At 48.3% G+C, this 15,025-nt stretch carries 11 protein-coding genes; 2 read left to right on the top strand and 9 right to left on the bottom strand.

Going from position 1 to position 15,025, the window contains the following annotated elements:
• Positions 1–19: 19 nt before the first annotated feature.
• Together fusA and ppdK are read right to left on the bottom strand one after the other, a co-directional pair.
• On the bottom strand, positions 20–2,164 hold the full coding sequence (fusA, locus tag Pan241w_RS05985) for an elongation factor G (RefSeq protein WP_145212402.1): 2,145 nt from the start codon (positions 2,162–2,164) through the stop codon (positions 20–22).
• A gap of 422 nt (positions 2,165–2,586) precedes the next feature.
• A complete protein-coding gene (gene ppdK / locus Pan241w_RS05990) occupies positions 2,587–5,319 on the bottom strand; it encodes a pyruvate, phosphate dikinase (protein ID WP_145212405.1) in 2,733 nt (910 codons plus the stop codon).
• Between the two features lie 627 nt (positions 5,320–5,946).
• Here ppdK and Pan241w_RS05995 point away from each other — a divergent pair.
• Positions 5,947–6,372, top strand: coding sequence for an FHA domain-containing protein (locus tag Pan241w_RS05995; protein WP_198000352.1), 426 nt, complete (start codon positions 5,947–5,949; stop codon positions 6,370–6,372).
• Positions 6,373–6,391: 19 nt separating this feature from the next.
• Here Pan241w_RS05995 and Pan241w_RS06000 read toward each other — a convergent pair whose 3' ends face one another.
• Both Pan241w_RS06000 and lpxD read right to left on the bottom strand, forming a co-directional pair.
• Entirely contained in the window at positions 6,392–7,282 is an 891-nt protein-coding gene (locus tag Pan241w_RS06000) for an LpxI family protein (protein ID WP_145212408.1), read from the bottom strand.
• 44 nt (positions 7,283–7,326) lie between these two features.
• Positions 7,327–8,424 carry a UDP-3-O-(3-hydroxymyristoyl)glucosamine N-acyltransferase gene (gene lpxD / locus Pan241w_RS06005; protein WP_145212411.1) on the bottom strand — a complete coding sequence of 366 codons (1,098 nt, stop codon included), beginning with the start codon at positions 8,422–8,424 and terminating at the stop codon, positions 7,327–7,329.
• Between the two features lie 413 nt (positions 8,425–8,837).
• On the opposite strand from lpxD, the gene aroH reads away from it, so the two are divergent.
• Entirely contained in the window at positions 8,838–9,209 is a 372-nt protein-coding gene (gene aroH, locus Pan241w_RS06010; protein WP_145212414.1) for a chorismate mutase, read from the top strand.
• 32 nt (positions 9,210–9,241) lie between these two features.
• Here aroH and Pan241w_RS06015 read toward each other — a convergent pair whose 3' ends face one another.
• From Pan241w_RS06015 to Pan241w_RS06035, 5 genes are all read right to left on the bottom strand, one after another.
• Positions 9,242–10,093 (bottom strand): hypothetical protein, encoded by an 852-nt coding sequence (locus tag Pan241w_RS06015; protein WP_145212417.1) that lies wholly within the window; start codon positions 10,091–10,093, stop codon positions 9,242–9,244.
• Positions 10,094–10,414: 321 nt separating this feature from the next.
• Positions 10,415–11,998: a hypothetical protein gene (locus Pan241w_RS06020; protein WP_145212420.1), complete on the bottom strand. Its 1,584-nt coding sequence runs from the start codon at positions 11,996–11,998 to the stop codon at positions 10,415–10,417.
• Between the two features lie 85 nt (positions 11,999–12,083).
• A complete protein-coding gene (locus Pan241w_RS06025) occupies positions 12,084–12,824 on the bottom strand; it encodes a PP2C family protein-serine/threonine phosphatase (RefSeq protein WP_145212423.1) in 741 nt (246 codons plus the stop codon).
• 166 nt (positions 12,825–12,990) lie between these two features.
• Positions 12,991–13,722: a PIG-L family deacetylase gene (locus Pan241w_RS06030; RefSeq protein WP_145212426.1), complete on the bottom strand. Its 732-nt coding sequence runs from the start codon at positions 13,720–13,722 to the stop codon at positions 12,991–12,993.
• Between the two features lie 391 nt (positions 13,723–14,113).
• Complete coding sequence (locus tag Pan241w_RS06035) at positions 14,114–14,827, bottom strand: PTS sugar transporter subunit IIA (RefSeq protein WP_145212429.1); 714 nt, start codon at positions 14,825–14,827, stop codon at positions 14,114–14,116.
• Between the last annotated feature and the right edge of the window lie 198 nt (positions 14,828–15,025).

Here is a 15,025-nt window from a genome sequence, read left to right on the forward strand (position 1 = left end):
TTTTGCTTTTCTTATTGAACTAGGCAGTTGCCATACGTTCTTCTTTTTCTTTCAGGCGGCGGGCCACCACTTCTTCCTGAATATTGCGGGGCACCTGGGCATAACGGGAGAATTCCATGCTGAACCCACCTTTACCCTGTGTCATCGAACGCAGTTCGTTGGCATAGTCAAACATGCTTGCCAGCGGTACTTCTGCGATGAAGATACTGGTACCCATTCGGGTTTCAGAAGTATTGATCACGCCTCGCTTTTGTGCAATATGACCGGAAACGGGGCCCTGATATTCTTCAGGCACTTCGACTTCCAGTTTCATGATGGGCTCCAGTAAGGCCATGTTAGCTTTCTTCAATGCGTCTCGCATACAGTTGAATCCAGCAACGTTGAAGGCCATTTCCGAGGAGTCAACATCGTGGTAGCTACCATCAGACAGGGTCGCTTTGACACCGACGACTTCACACTCACAAAGCGGACCTTTTACCAGAGCCCGTTGGAAACCTTTATCAACGGCAGGGATGTATTCGCGAGGAATGCGTCCCTGGCTGATGTTGTTTACGAATTCATAGGTTTCACTGTCATTCTCAACAGGCATTGGTTCAATGGTACCAACCACGTGAGCGTACTGACCGGAACCACCAGTCTGCTTTTTGTGCTTGTGATTGTATTCGACAGGGATGGTTGGTGTTTCGCGATAAGCAACACGCGGTTCACCCACGATACATTCTACTTTGTATTCACGTTTGATACGCTCGATATAAACATCGAGGTGCAACTGACCCATGCCTGCGATGATGGTCTGATTGGTTTCTTCATCAGTCATCACATGGAAGGTGGGGTCTTCACGATTGAAACGTTGAATGGCTTTGGCCAGACGGTCTGCACCATCCCGATCGAGTGGTTCGATCGAAAGACGAATCACAGGTTCGGGAACAAAGATACTTTCCAGAGCATAGTTCACGCCATCGCTACAGAAGGTATCACCAGAGGCACATTCCATTCCGACAGCAGCAATGATGTCGCCGGCTTCACCGCAATCGACGTCTTCGCGGCTGTCAGCGTGCATACGTACCAATCGGCCGAAGCGGGTGGAGTTCCCGGTTCGGGTATTGACATAGCTTTGACCTTTTTCGATCTTGCCCTGATAGATACGCATATAAGTCAATTGGCCGAATGTTTCATCGACAATCTTAAATGCCATCGCAACCAGTGGCTTGTCCGAAGAGTGAGACAGTTCGGTACGAAATGATTCACTATCGGTATCTTCTGCACCATCTTTGATTGCTTGCTGTTGCGCATCCAGGTCGATGGCGGAGATTTCCCGGTCAAGTGGGCTGGGCAGGAATCGCACCACTGCGTCGAGCAGAGTCTGAACCCCTTTATTTTTGAACGCTGTTCCCATCATCACGGGGGTGATTTCATGAGACAGTGTGGCGTCACGGATAACTTTGTAAATCTCGTCAACAGAAACGTCTGCTTCTTCCAGCAGAGCAACCATCAGGTCATCGCTGAACATAGAGAGCGTTTCCAGCATCGCAGCACGCGCTTCTTCGGCAGCCGCTTTGAATTGCTCTGGAATTTCGCCGAAGACTTCGTCTTCACCTTGTTCGCCTTCGTAGGTGACTGCCTGCATTGTGACCAAGTCTACGACACCTTCGAAATCCGCACCTTCACCCATGGGAATCTGCAGTGGCAGAGGCACAACATGCAGTTTCTCTTCGATCTGTTTGATAACGCTGGCGGAATCAGCACCGGTACGGTCCATCTTGTTGATGAACGCGATACGGGGGACACCGTAGCGTTTCATCTGACGGTCTACAGTCAATGACTGACTTTGTACACCACCCACAGAGCAGAGTACCAGAACCGCACCATCGAGTACGCGTAAACTACGTTCGACTTCTACTGTGAAGTCAACGTGGCCCGGCGTATCAATAATGTTGATGGTTGTATCTTTCCAGGCTACCTGAGTTGCAGCAGAGGCGATCGTAATACCTCGTTCACGTTCCAGGTCCATACTATCCATCGTAGCGCCACCATCGCCGCCCCGAACTTCACGTACTTTGTGAATACGTCCTGAGTAATACAGAACACGCTCGGTAAGAGTGGTTTTACCAGAGTCGATATGAGCCGAAATTCCAATGTTTCGATACTTGTCCAGATTTTTCATGGCTTTGATGCACGTTTACTTAGGATAACATGTTATGGATACAAAACGGACGGCAACGTACCGACCTTGTTAAAGAGCTCTATACTTTTCGGAACTTTTTGAGAAGAAACACTCAAGCTTTCACAGGGAGGTAGGCCCTGCAAAATCGCATCACGCTACTGTTGTGATGGCTGACCCGGCAGGTTTAATAAACAAGGGATCACTGACATTTCGCAAGTAGACAATCTGAGCGTCAGGTGTGAGCGTAGAATCTTATCGTTGTATCGTCTTGGGGGGAAGAGGATTTTTGGTTAAATTCCGAAAACTCGTTGATTAATTACGCATTCATTTTAAACAATACAGTTTGCGATGAACAGCAAAAAGAGACAGGGAGAGACATTAAAGAGCCTCTCCCTGTCTTTAAGTATTGAATATCAATGTTCTTATGCTTTTTCTTCCAGAACGGCTTGAGCAGCCGACAGACGTGCGATTGGCACGCGGAAGGGAGAGCAGCTCACGTAATCCAGTCCCAATTCGTGGCAGAAGATCACACTGGCAGGATCACCACCGTGTTCACCACAAATCCCGATTTTAAGACCGGAGCGAGTGCTTCGTCCCCGTTCGACACCTGTCTGCATGAGACGTCCAACCCCATCCTGATCGATGGTCTGGAATGGATCGGATGGAATGATGTCGTTTTCACGGTAATGGCCGATGAAAGTACCGTAGTCATCACGGCTCATTCCGAGAGTGGTCTGAGTCAGGTCATTAGTACCGAAACTGAAGAACTCAGCGGTTTCGGCAATCTGATCAGCACAGATCGCAGCACGGGGAAGTTCCACCATGGTTCCGACCAGGTAATCGACTTTGACGCCTTTCTCTTCGAGCACTTTTTCCGCTTCGGCACGAATGATATTTGCCTGGTTGTCAAATTCTGTTTTGAATCCAGCCAGAGGAACCATGATTTCGGGATAGACGTCGATGCCTTCTTTTTGAACGTCACATGCGGCTTCCATAATAGCACGTGCCTGCATCGCGGTGATTTCCGGATACACAATACCCAGACGACATCCACGGTGACCAAGCATTGGGTTCAGCTCATGCAGTTCTTCGACACGACGACGAATAAAATCAACCGTTACACCCAGTTCATTGGCCAGTTCCTCACCCAGTGTGGGGTTTTCTTCCAAGTGACGATCTGACAGGAACTCATGCAATGGTGGGTCTAACAGACGAATCGTGACTGGCAGGCCATTCATGGCGCGGAAGATTCCTGAGAAGTCTTCCCGTTGGAATGGGAGCAGTTTGTTGACTGCTTTTGTCCGAGATTCAACATCACCGGCGGCAATCATTTCACGAATTTCAGCCAGATGATGGAAGAACATGTGTTCGGTTCGACAAAGTCCGATTCCTTCGGCACCGAAGGAAATTGCCTCTGCTGCCTGATCGGGCTGGTCAGCATTTGTACGAACTTTCAATTTGCGGATATCATCAACCCAGCTCATCAGCTGCTCATAGCGCTGGTAGGTTTCTGAATCTTCCGGTTTCATGGTTTTTGAAATCAGCACTTCAACAATTTCACTTGGTTTCGTTTCCACTTTACCGGCGAAGACTTCTCCGGTGAAACCATCGATGCTGATCCAGTCCCCGTTTTTGAGAACTTTGTCGCCGGCTGTAATCGTTCCAGCGACCGAGTCGATTTTCAGTTCTGATGCACCGACGATACAGGCTTTACCCATCTGGCGGCTAACGAGTGCCGCGTGTGAGCTGGCACCACCCAGGGCGGTCAGAATCCCTTTGGAAACACGCATCCCTCGCAAGTCTTCAGGGCTGGTTTCGCGACGAACGAGAACCAGTTCTGCCGAATTGTCACGGTTGTAAATGGCTTCTGCTTCTTCTGCACTAAAACAGATGTGTCCGCAGGCAGCACCAGGACCGGCGTTGATCCCCTTGGTAAGTAGATTGCCTTCTTTGGCGGCTTTTTCTTTTTCAGCGGGATCGAAAATTGGTTGCAGCAACTGGTTCAAGTCGTCTGCAGGAATACGGCGTTTGGTAATGGCCTGTTCCTTGCTGACCAGACCTTCGTTGACCATATCGACGGCAATACGAACAGCTGCGAAGCCGGTTCGTTTTGCATTTCGTGTCTGCAGCATCCAGACTTTGCCACGCTGGATAGTGAATTCGATATCCTGTACGTCTTTGTAATGCTGTTCCAGCTTACGACCGATGTCATCAAGCTGCTTGTAGCCATCAGGCATGTCGGTGCTCAAAGTGGATTCGATTTGCTTGGGAGTACGAATCCCTGCAACCACGTCTTCTCCCTGAGCGTTGATCAGGTAGTCACCACAGAATCCGGGTTCTCCGGTCGAGCAGTTTCGGGTCAGACCAACGCCGGTGGCACAGTCGTCTCCCAGGTTTCCGTAGACCATCGCCTGTACGTTACAGGCAGTACCCCATTCGTGAGGAATACCGTAATCACGTCGGTAAACAACAGCACGGTCATTATCCCAACTGCTGAAGACAGCGCCGATGGCGCCCCAGATCTGCTGTTTGGGATCGGTGGGAAAGTCCTTTCCAGTTCCTTCTTTGATTAGTGTTTTGAATTCTGCGACCAGTTCCTTTAACTGTTCGGCATTCAGTTCAGAGTCATATTGAACTCCAGCTGCTTCTCGCTTGGCTTCCAGAGCATGCTCGAACGGATCTTCATCGGCGCCTTTCATGCCCATGACGACTTCGCCATACATCTGCACGAAGCGACGGTAGCTGTCCCACGCGAATGCTTCATTGCCGGACTGCTTGGCCAATGCCTGGACAGTCGTGTCATTCAGGCCGATGTTCAAGACGGTATCCATCATACCGGGCATTGATTCACGTGCTCCGGAACGGCAGGAGACGAGCAACGGGTTGGTGTCACAGCCGAATTTGGCGCCCATGGCTTCTTCTACTTTGGCCAATGCTTCTTCGACCTGTGCCTCAACACCTTCCGGGTATTCCCCCTTGGTCTTGCTGTAGTGGATGCAGACTTCTGTGTTCAAGGTGAAACCGGCTGGTACAGGAAGGCCGATATTAATCATTTCTGCCAGGTTCGCTCCTTTACCCCCGAGGGTATTGCGCATTGTGGCGTCGCCATCTGCTTTTCCAGCACCGAAGAAGTACACATACTTTTGACCTGACATACTTAAATCCTCTTAATGTTAATCGATTAGACCTTCGGTTCCTTCACGCAAAGAAACCGGTTGCTAACCAGTACATATCTATTGTTTTGAGAAGCTTAATGCTTCCCTGTTAAGATGCGGGGCTGAATTTCAACCCACTCTCATGCTTATTTTCGGAACTCGCGGCTGCTGGTAAAGAACTTACCAACTGCTGTTTGTCTTCAAGAAGACAGTTTGTATCTGGCGGTTGATATCCCGTTGACCCGATTTGACTTCGGTTCCTGCAGTATTTCTGGTAGCCGGTCTATTTCACAGATTGCGGCAGAAATCCTGTACGTTAAGCCATCGGTTTGCAGCATATTTACTAGGGACACTACCATTGCTCCGTCTCACCGTCAAGCGACTGACGATAATCGAGTTGAAGGGCCTGTAATTTCGTCAGAATCCGGCGTTAACCTGACCGAAACTGAGCCCAGAAGCACCGTTTAATTCGATCTGAATGATTTAGCATGGAAATTGCCTGAAGCTGTGATAACATGAACTGAAGGACTCAAAATTCCCTTTGACTTTGCTCATTTCTCAGAATCACAATAAACTTCCTATGAGTAATTACTTACGTGTATTTATGTCTTGTTACAGGCTGCACCCATGATAGCGCGATTGATTCCGGTGAATGGAGGCCAGCCCATTGAGATTACCAGGGATGTTTCTGTTGTCGGGCGAAAATCAGACTTGTGTGATATTCAGATCGACAAGAACAGTATCTCTAAGATTCACTGTGTGATTATCAAAACTGATGGCCTGCTGTTTGTTCGCGATCTCTGCAGTACCAATGGAACTCGCGTGAATGGCCAGAAAATTACTCGAGGTGCCTTGTTACCGGGTGATGAACTCTCTCTTGCTTCCATGAAATTTGAGGTCGAATTGTCGGGGGACCCTAAAGAAGAAGACGAAGAAGTGCCTGAAGCAAATCAGAGAACAGAAATGCTGACCGCATTCAACCTTGAGCTTGACGTAGAAGAAGACCGACTCGATTCAGATAGTGGCAGCGAAATGAAACTGGCGTCGGAGTAAATGTTCCGAACGGTCCTGTTTAACTGGCAAGTTGTAATGTCAGTTCTTCTTCGTTGAGGGAGACGATCGCAATTCCCAGTTTGTCCGCCAGGTCAGCCACTTCCTGCTGGTCGATCATAATCGTCTGATTGCTTTCGATGGCCAGAACGCGACCTCCGGCTTCGTGCATGGTTTGCAGCGTTTTGATTCCAACGGTGGGGACATCAAAACGGCGGTCCTGTTGTGGTTTCGCGACTTTGACGACTGTAAATCCACCCCGTTTGCAGAGTTGGCCGGCGCGCTGGATGGCTCGATCAGTGCCTTCGATCGCTTCGACAGCGATGACGGCTTTATCATTAATGACGATACTTTGTCCGATATCCAGTTGCCCCATCTGTTTGGCAATATCCCAGCCCATTTTGATATCTTCCCATTGAGATTGACTGGGACGTCTTTTGGTCAGGAATCCATGTTTCACGAGTAACTCCGGGCAATAATCCAGGGCAGATTCAAAAAACAGATTGTCACGCTCAAATTCTTTGATGACAGCCAGTAACAGAGTATCATCTTTTCGGTCTTTTTTTGCGTAGCGATACCACATATGCAACGTGCGAAAATCTGGTAATAACTTAAAAATTCGAAACGGGCTGAATAAGACGGTCTTCTCAATTTTGCCGGCCATCACGATCCGATTGACATGTTCGCGCTGAAATAGTTTGATCGCTCTGCCGATGCGTGCCAGGGGAATCCAGTGGAATGTATCACAGACATCCAACAATTCTTCACTTGCCATGCCAAAGATACCCAGGCAGCAGACGGAATATCCCTGCTGCCGCGCTTGTTCCGCGAATACAATCGGGAAGCGGCCGGCTCCGGCTAACAACCCGATTTGTCGTTGAGAATTCTTATTGGTCGTTTGCAATGCTTTCATTGATAACTACAGAGTTTCGCTCTCATAAATGACAGGAAGTAAAATCAGGTTAGCGCTGTTTCATCATTGGTCTGGTCTGTTTTCAGTTCTTCAAACCGTTGAGTCAGTTCTTTGATGTGATTTTCCAATTCACGAATCTGTTTCCGCATTTCCGGAACTTTTCGAATGGACATCACAATTTTTCGTTGTTCTTTTTCGGGCGCGGCAGGGGTGCCGATATGCACTTCTCCGGGGGGAATATCACGATGAACGCCGGCCCGTGCGCCCAACGTCGCCTGATCTCCAACATGCACATGGTCTGCGATGCCGACCTGTCCCGCACAGCGGACATAGTCGCCAGTGGTGATGGAACCAGCGAAGCCCACTTGTGACGCGAAGGCATTGTGTTTTCCAATTTCACAGTTGTGCGCAATCATAACCTGATTATCAATCTTCGTTCCTTCACCGATCACAGTGGCGCCAATCATGCCGCGATCAATGGTTGTGCCTGCACCAATCTCAACGTCGTCTTCAATTCGCACACTTCCCAGATGAGGGATTTTGATAAACCGTCCCTGTTCGAAACGATATCCAAAACCATCGCAGCCCAGAACAGCAGATGCATGGATCAGAGCGCGGTTGGCAATCTTGACATCGGGGTATAAAACCGCATTCGCGTGAATGGTAACATCATCGCCCAGCACGCAGTCATCACCAATATAAGCACCAGGATAAATCCGGCAGTTGTTTCCAATTTGGACTCCGGGACGAATAGTGACCCGAGGGTAGATATGACAGTTTTCGCCGATGGTAGCCTGATCACTGATGTCGGCCTGGGGAGAAATTCCCACATCGGGAAGTGAACGCTGGGGACGCAGTTTCTGGAAAATTTTAATAAACGCCGCTTGTGCATCTTCCACAGTCAGGGATGTAAATGGGGCTGTTTCATATGCCTTCTGAAACGATTCTTCCAATCGTTTCTCAACAATCACGGCACCCGCGTTACTTGATTTCAGTCGTTTCAGATTGAGTTCATCGCCAACAAAAGTAATGTCATGGGGACCTGCTTTCAAAACAGATTCAGCGCCATGGATTTCCAGCCTTTGATTGCCTTTGGCGGGGCAATTCAGCTCTTGCGCGATGCATTCAACAGTCGTCGACATCAAGGAGTCCTTTCCGAAAGATGCACGTTTTCAAGTTCGATTGTCAGACAGACATCAGAGGAAGACAAACACACCATCCTGGTGGTTATTGTGATTACTGGCCCCCCCGATTCGCTGATAAGGTTGTTTTTTACTTGATAAAGCAAAAGTAACGCAAGACCATTTTTAAAAACAGGTAATGTTCCTGTTCGGGCTACTATTTTGTTAAGTAGTAATGATCATTGTAGTTAAACTTTGCCGCCCAGCCTGTGACCGTCTAGAATTCAGGAATGCGACTGGTAGCGAACAGCCGAAGAATTAGTTAGGATGTGGTTTTGGCTGAAGGCAGCCTTATCTGGTTATCAAGATCGCATTGTCTACTTTTGGGCCGATAACCGGGCGGATAATCAACTTTTAAATGCATGGTAATTGTGATGTCGGTACGTGGAATTCGTGGTGCAACAACGGTCGCTCAGGATGATTCTGCAGAAGTCTTATCTGCAACGCGTGAGTTACTTGAGCAACTTCTTAAAGCAAATCAAATTGAGAACTACGAAGATATTGTATCTGTTTTCTTTACGACGACTCCCGATTTGGTTTCGGCGTTTCCTGCTGAAGCGGCCCGTGACCTAGGTATGAAGTCGGTTCCCTTGATCTGCGCGTCAGAAATTGCAGTCAAAGGGGCGATGCCACGCTGCATCCGAGTGATGATTCATGTGAATACGGACCAGAAGCAATCTGAAGTCGTGCATGTGTATTTGAATGAAGCACAAAAACTTCGACCTGATGTGGCATCAGCTCAGTAAGGAGAGTCAATTTCTCTTGGATTCTCTCAGAATCAGCGGATCTTTTCCGGTTTGGAATCTGGTTCATCCGTCCCAATAATGGCATTCATTGACGTCCACTCCAGTAAATCATCGGAATCTTCTTCTTCGTTGATTGTGAAGGGGATGCCACGTTCTTCTAGCGTATCCGACAGATCACCCAGCGGATTTTTCAGAAACTCAGGAGGCAAAACTTCTTTCAGTTCGTCCCAGTTGTTTTTCACCAGATTAATATTTTCTGGAGGAACCTGAATCAATTGTTTAGCACGATTGACCCGGGCGATCCACATTGCTTCGTGTAAAGTACGATGCTTCTCTTCCAGAGAAAGTGAAGAAAAGGGCCGTTTGTCCAGTTGCAGTTGATGAATGATTTTCTCACCTTTCTGGATGATTTCTTCCAGATTTTGATCCGGCCGGAGTTGGGTTCGGCCGGCAGCGAGTCCCAGAGCCAGCGTAAAGCTGATGAACTGGTCCTTGGACATGTCCCTGCGGTGAAGCGCTTTTTTTAAGGTCCGATTTCGAATCCCAAAGTGATCACTTATCCGTTGAATGTCCCATAGCTGCGACAGATTGTTCTGCTCACTATTGACCAGGTCCTCGATAGGCAGGGAGCGAATATGACTCCAGGCAGGAGCCGGAGCATACACGGATGGGAACGTTGGGATTTTATTTTGTGGTAACAGCTTGATGACTTTGAGATATTTCTTCAGTTCGCTTTCAGTCACCTTTTCATTGATCTGTTTGAGTTCAGTGTAGTCCAGCGAATTTTCGGAACACCCAACAAGCAAGACCGACATCAGGCAACACAGATAGCAGCCGATCGCAGAATGAATGGTTCGGGATGAGATGCTATTAAGGACGGTCATAGAAGGAATCCAGAAACCTACGTGCGAATTCTCTTGAGTTTCAGATCATGGTCTTGATTGTACATCAAGTATACCGCGCTCTTGTTCCGGCTCTGGTACTTTATCGCGTTTTAGGAGCGATGAAAGCGAACAAATATTTGTTCCAGCCTGCAACGGCTTTGTGATACGCGCTTTAGTTCTCTATCGACTCATGCGAACGGCCCTGCCTACCCTGGCGTCGGGAATTACGAATATCAGGATTGTGTCGAATATACTGGCGATCTCACAGACTGGTTGAGAGCCCCCGAGATTCTTCTTTAGCTGGTTTCAGAACGTAAAGGATTATCCAGAGGGGAAATGAAAACCGGTAATCCGGCTGACAGTGGCGACGCAGACAATTGCCTGAGCGACCAATGTCACGATCCAGGTTGATTGTTGTTTCAGGAACGAAGGCGGGTGGGAATCATTGAATGCTGCTTCGACTTGAATCGTTTGCCAGTACGGAATCGTCATGATCAGGAACCAGGGAAGAAAGATGAGCCAGAGGCGGGCGGCTTCTCCCATATTTTTTCCCGAGAGCCATAACAGACCAAGAACAATCACGCAGGAGAGTGACAGACTTGAGTACCCGGAATGAAAAGGCAGCCCTTCCCGGTTAGTGGATGATTGTTTTCGACTACAGAACGATTTCCCTGCCAACCAGAAGAGAGGCAGTCCCAGAGCCAGGCTAATTTCAATTGGATTCACCAACAACCACTTCCAGTAGGTACGGGGATATTGTAGATAAAAACCGGCATGGTTTTGCAGATTGAAACGCCAGACCTGAAGCAGGTTGATATCGTAAAAGATTCCCAGCAGGATTGTAGGAATCAACAGTCCCAAAAGCCCACAGACGGTTGCTGCCAGAAAGTGTTTCCAGGCGGGAGTGGGTAGACTGCTGTCATTGCGAAGCTGCCAGGTTTCTAAAACAGAAAATAAAGCAGCGCAGAGCGCGACGGGAAGAAAAGCCAGCGACAGGCAGAACCCGTTCCAGAGTAAAAATCCTGCCAGTAGAAAACACAGTTTTGAATTGCGGCGCCAGGCAACAACCCAGAGGTAGAGAAACAAAATTGCGATGACGGAATAGAGGGCGTCTGATTTCGGTTGAAAGATCAACGCCGCCGGAATCAGCGGCCAGAATGCGGCGACTTGCCAACTGACTTCGCGTGAAGAAAATTCGCGTGATAACAAAAACAACGGGATCACTGTCAGTGCAGACATGACAAGTGTGATTAAAGTGGCCAGCCAGAGAACGGCACTGTCGCGTTCGGTTAAAGCGTTTTCTGCTGAGGCTGTAAAATTCGCGATGATGTCGGTTGCTTCTTGAAACGAAGCAGGTTGGGTTTGAAGCAGCAGCGATTGTAACCCAGGAGCAGAATCACAAAGTTGAATCAACGTCCTGTAGAACAGCGGCAGTCCGGGCGGGTGAGTCCCTTCATGCAGCACATCCCCTTGTTTCATTTTGGTTTCATAATCTGCCAGATACCGTTTCAGATCAGGAATCCCTGATTGTGCTTCGGTAAAATAACCTGAGGAACCTTTGTAAAACAGTACGAAGGGGGCTTTTGCCAGTCGGTATTCGCCCGGGGGACTGTCCTGCAGCAGGAGGGACCAGATGATGCTAGAGGCAGCCAGCATAGACAGCCAGATCGATAGTTCAAAGCGATTTGCGTATTTGACCCGTGAGAGGCCCAGCAAAACTGCTAACAGGTAAACGCTGAATGCAATCCCGGCCACAATCCAGCCGGGAATTATTTCCGGTCCTACAAATGGGATGCGTTCCCACGTCCATTCTCCGTCAATTCCCAGTGGGATCTGTGAAAACCAGAACAGGCCGATGGTGATGATGGCTGCTATCAGGAAAGGGATAAGAGTTTGTAATCGCATTGCGCAGCCAGATTAAAAACTGAAAACAACAGCCTGTGATAAATTGTGGGTTCGAATGGCCTTCAGGATGAAGAGTCATTAATCGTTAATCAACAAATAAAACGATACAGGTAATATTATCCTTGGAGCCTCCTTCTTGTGCTGCTTTCACAATCGCTTCGGCCGTCTGCTGTGGATCATCAGATTGCCCCAAAAGTTCTTGTAGCTTTTCATCGGGAATGCCGTCGGTGACTCCATCGGAGCAGAGGATGATACGATCTTGGGGTGAAGGCTCCAGCTGTCGTGCTTGCGTTCCTGCGCTACCATCTTTGGTACCCAGATAGCGATAGAGAACATTTTTGTAACGATGCGTCAGTGCCTCTTCCTCAGTGATGGTACCGGCATCAACCAATGCCTGAGTCAGGGAATGATCTGTAGTCAGCTGGTGCAGGTTATTGTTTCTTAACAGATAAACCCGGCTGTCTCCGACGCCCCCAATGAAAAATTTATCGCCGACCAGGATCACAAAAACGATTGTGGTACCCATACTACGACAGTTGGGGTCTAGCTCGCCGAGCGCCATGATCTCGACATTCGCATGTGAGACAGCCTCATCAATGGCAGGGATGACGTTATCTGTTTTGGCGTCTTCAAAGCGAATCAACTCATCCAGTTTTTGAGGAATCAGTTCAATCGCAAGCTGGCTGGCTTTTTCACCCGCGCATTGCCCCCCCATACCATCTGCAACCAGAAAGTATTTACTGGTGGAATCAACGTAATAATTGTCCTCATTATTTTCACGGAAATTTCCGGTAATGCTGACTTTGCCGTAACGAATTGCAACCATTAATTAGCCTGTTTTGCGCCGATAATAATTCATATTGAGGTCAATGTCTTTCATTTCCAATATCAGATCAAAGAACATTTTCTCCATAGCATCATAGCATCTTTTGCAGTAGATGGAAATTTTAAAAATGCTGTATCTACTTGTTTTTTATTGTCTTAGATAAATTTCAGGGACAAACCGTCTGGACCAGATCTCTGACTCCCAGTGTTGTGGAGCAGATAAAGAGTTCTCCCGCTTCAAAGCCGGCACTGGTGCCCAGGAGCCTGTTCTGGCTTTCCACAAGCCGGAAGACCCGATTTTTCTCCGGGGGGAATTGTGATTGATAAGCGCGAATCGATTCCAGCTTTTGTTCGAGTGTATCTGAAATATCAACCACAAACTGCCCACTACCTTCGGGATAATTCAATGATCCAAAACCGAGGGGGAACCAGACCTGTTTTTTGATGGTGTGTGGTTCCGTATGGTTAAAATGTTCATTCCATTTTGTCAGTCGCGAGTAAAAAACAGCGGCATCAGTGATCTGCATGGCTTGCCAGTGATCAGGGGAAGCCATCGGAGTTTTACCGGCAAGTCCCAGCACAACCTGGGGACGATATTTACGAAACAATGAGGCTAAAGCGACCCGGTTTTCAAAGTTATCGAATAGCCGACGATTGGTCAGTTCCAATGTCTCACGGACATGAATTCCCAGGATATCGGCTGCATTTCGGGCTTCTTTCAATCGGAATTCCGGCCCCGGGCTCAGCGGCGTTGGTTCTCCATCAGTCAGGTCGATGATCCCCACGCGATATCCCTGTTGAACGAGTTTCGCCAAGGTTCCTCCACAGGCAATCTCGACATCATCAGGGTGTGCACCAACGGCGATTACGTCAAGTGTTTCGGGAAGTTCTGTGTTCATCGGGCCTGTTCTCTATTGCACTCTGGTTTCACTCGTGCGTTTTGAAATATTTATGTGGAGTCCGGATCGTTTATTTTACATGAAATAACAACCCACAAATAATGTCTGGGTTGATGATCACTTGTTTCGGTTCAGCACCGGGTAGTGAAAGCCATTCTTTGTGCTGAACCAGCATTCGTCAACAATGGAAACTCGAATATCTTCAGAATCATCACAATCTGCAGGATTGGCTTTCAAGGAAACAGAGACTGGTAGTATCCGGGGAAACCGAACTTAGGTTTGATTCCTGTTCAGAGAAAGCCGAGTTTTGGATCTGAATTGAGATGAGAACCAGGACACCAGTTATTTCTGGTGGCAGAAGGCAGGTTGCTTTCGCCGACTTTGAATCGTTTCAAGTCTGGCTTTCGGCGATTTTCTCTTCTGCTTCAATGATGATTTGTCTGGTCTCGTGAGGGGTTGTCGCCGCTCGTAATTGCTCAACAAAGTCAGGCAACTGCATCATTCGCCCCAGTCTGGCCAGAACGGAAAGGTGAGTTGATGCATCGGAGCAGATAACCAGAAAGAAAATGTCGGTGAGTCTACCATTTTGCGCGCCAAATGGAATTCCGGTCAGTGTGCGTCCATAAGCGATCAGCGGTTCGCCGACGGCATCAGGAATGGGGTTTCGAGGATGGGGGATCGCGACGCCATTCTCAAACGCGGTCGGGTAGGCTTCTTCGCGTTGTTGGAGAGCAGTCAAAACGGTCGCAGGTTCCCAGATTTGCCAGGTCCTTCCAGCGACTTCAATCAGGCTTTCCAGAACCGATCTTTTCGTGCGCGCATTCAGAGGAACCTCAATCAACTCTTCAGGCATCAAACTGCTAATCAGGTGATTGGAATCGAGTTCTGTGGGGGCATTGGTCTGCTCGACCAGTTCCAGTTCTGAGGTTGTATAACTGCGCATCTCCTCTTCCAGCCAGTGGGTAATTTCTGTTGGATGGAATTGCCATTCCCCTTTCACTTTTCGACCTGGAATTCTTCCACGATTCGCCAGTTTTTCAAGTTCACGACGATCTCTGCCCAGTTGCTTTGATAAGTCATTCAGGCTGAAAGGTTCATGAGCCATGGGAGTTTACCGTTACTTGGAGAGAAATCGGAGAAAATCAGTTTAGCAAGAGCCTATATCAGCTACAGGGTATGCTGAAATCAGATCATCCATATCGCTGGAATCTGGAACTTGCAATTATTAAGGGAGTGAATTAAGTGGCTGGTAGGTGAATCCAATGATATCGAATTCACATTAAAGCTCACTGATATGGTAACC

Origin of the sequence: Gimesia alba, from assembly GCF_007744675.1 — a bacterium.
Lineage (GTDB): Bacteria > Planctomycetota > Planctomycetia > Planctomycetales > Planctomycetaceae > Gimesia > Gimesia alba.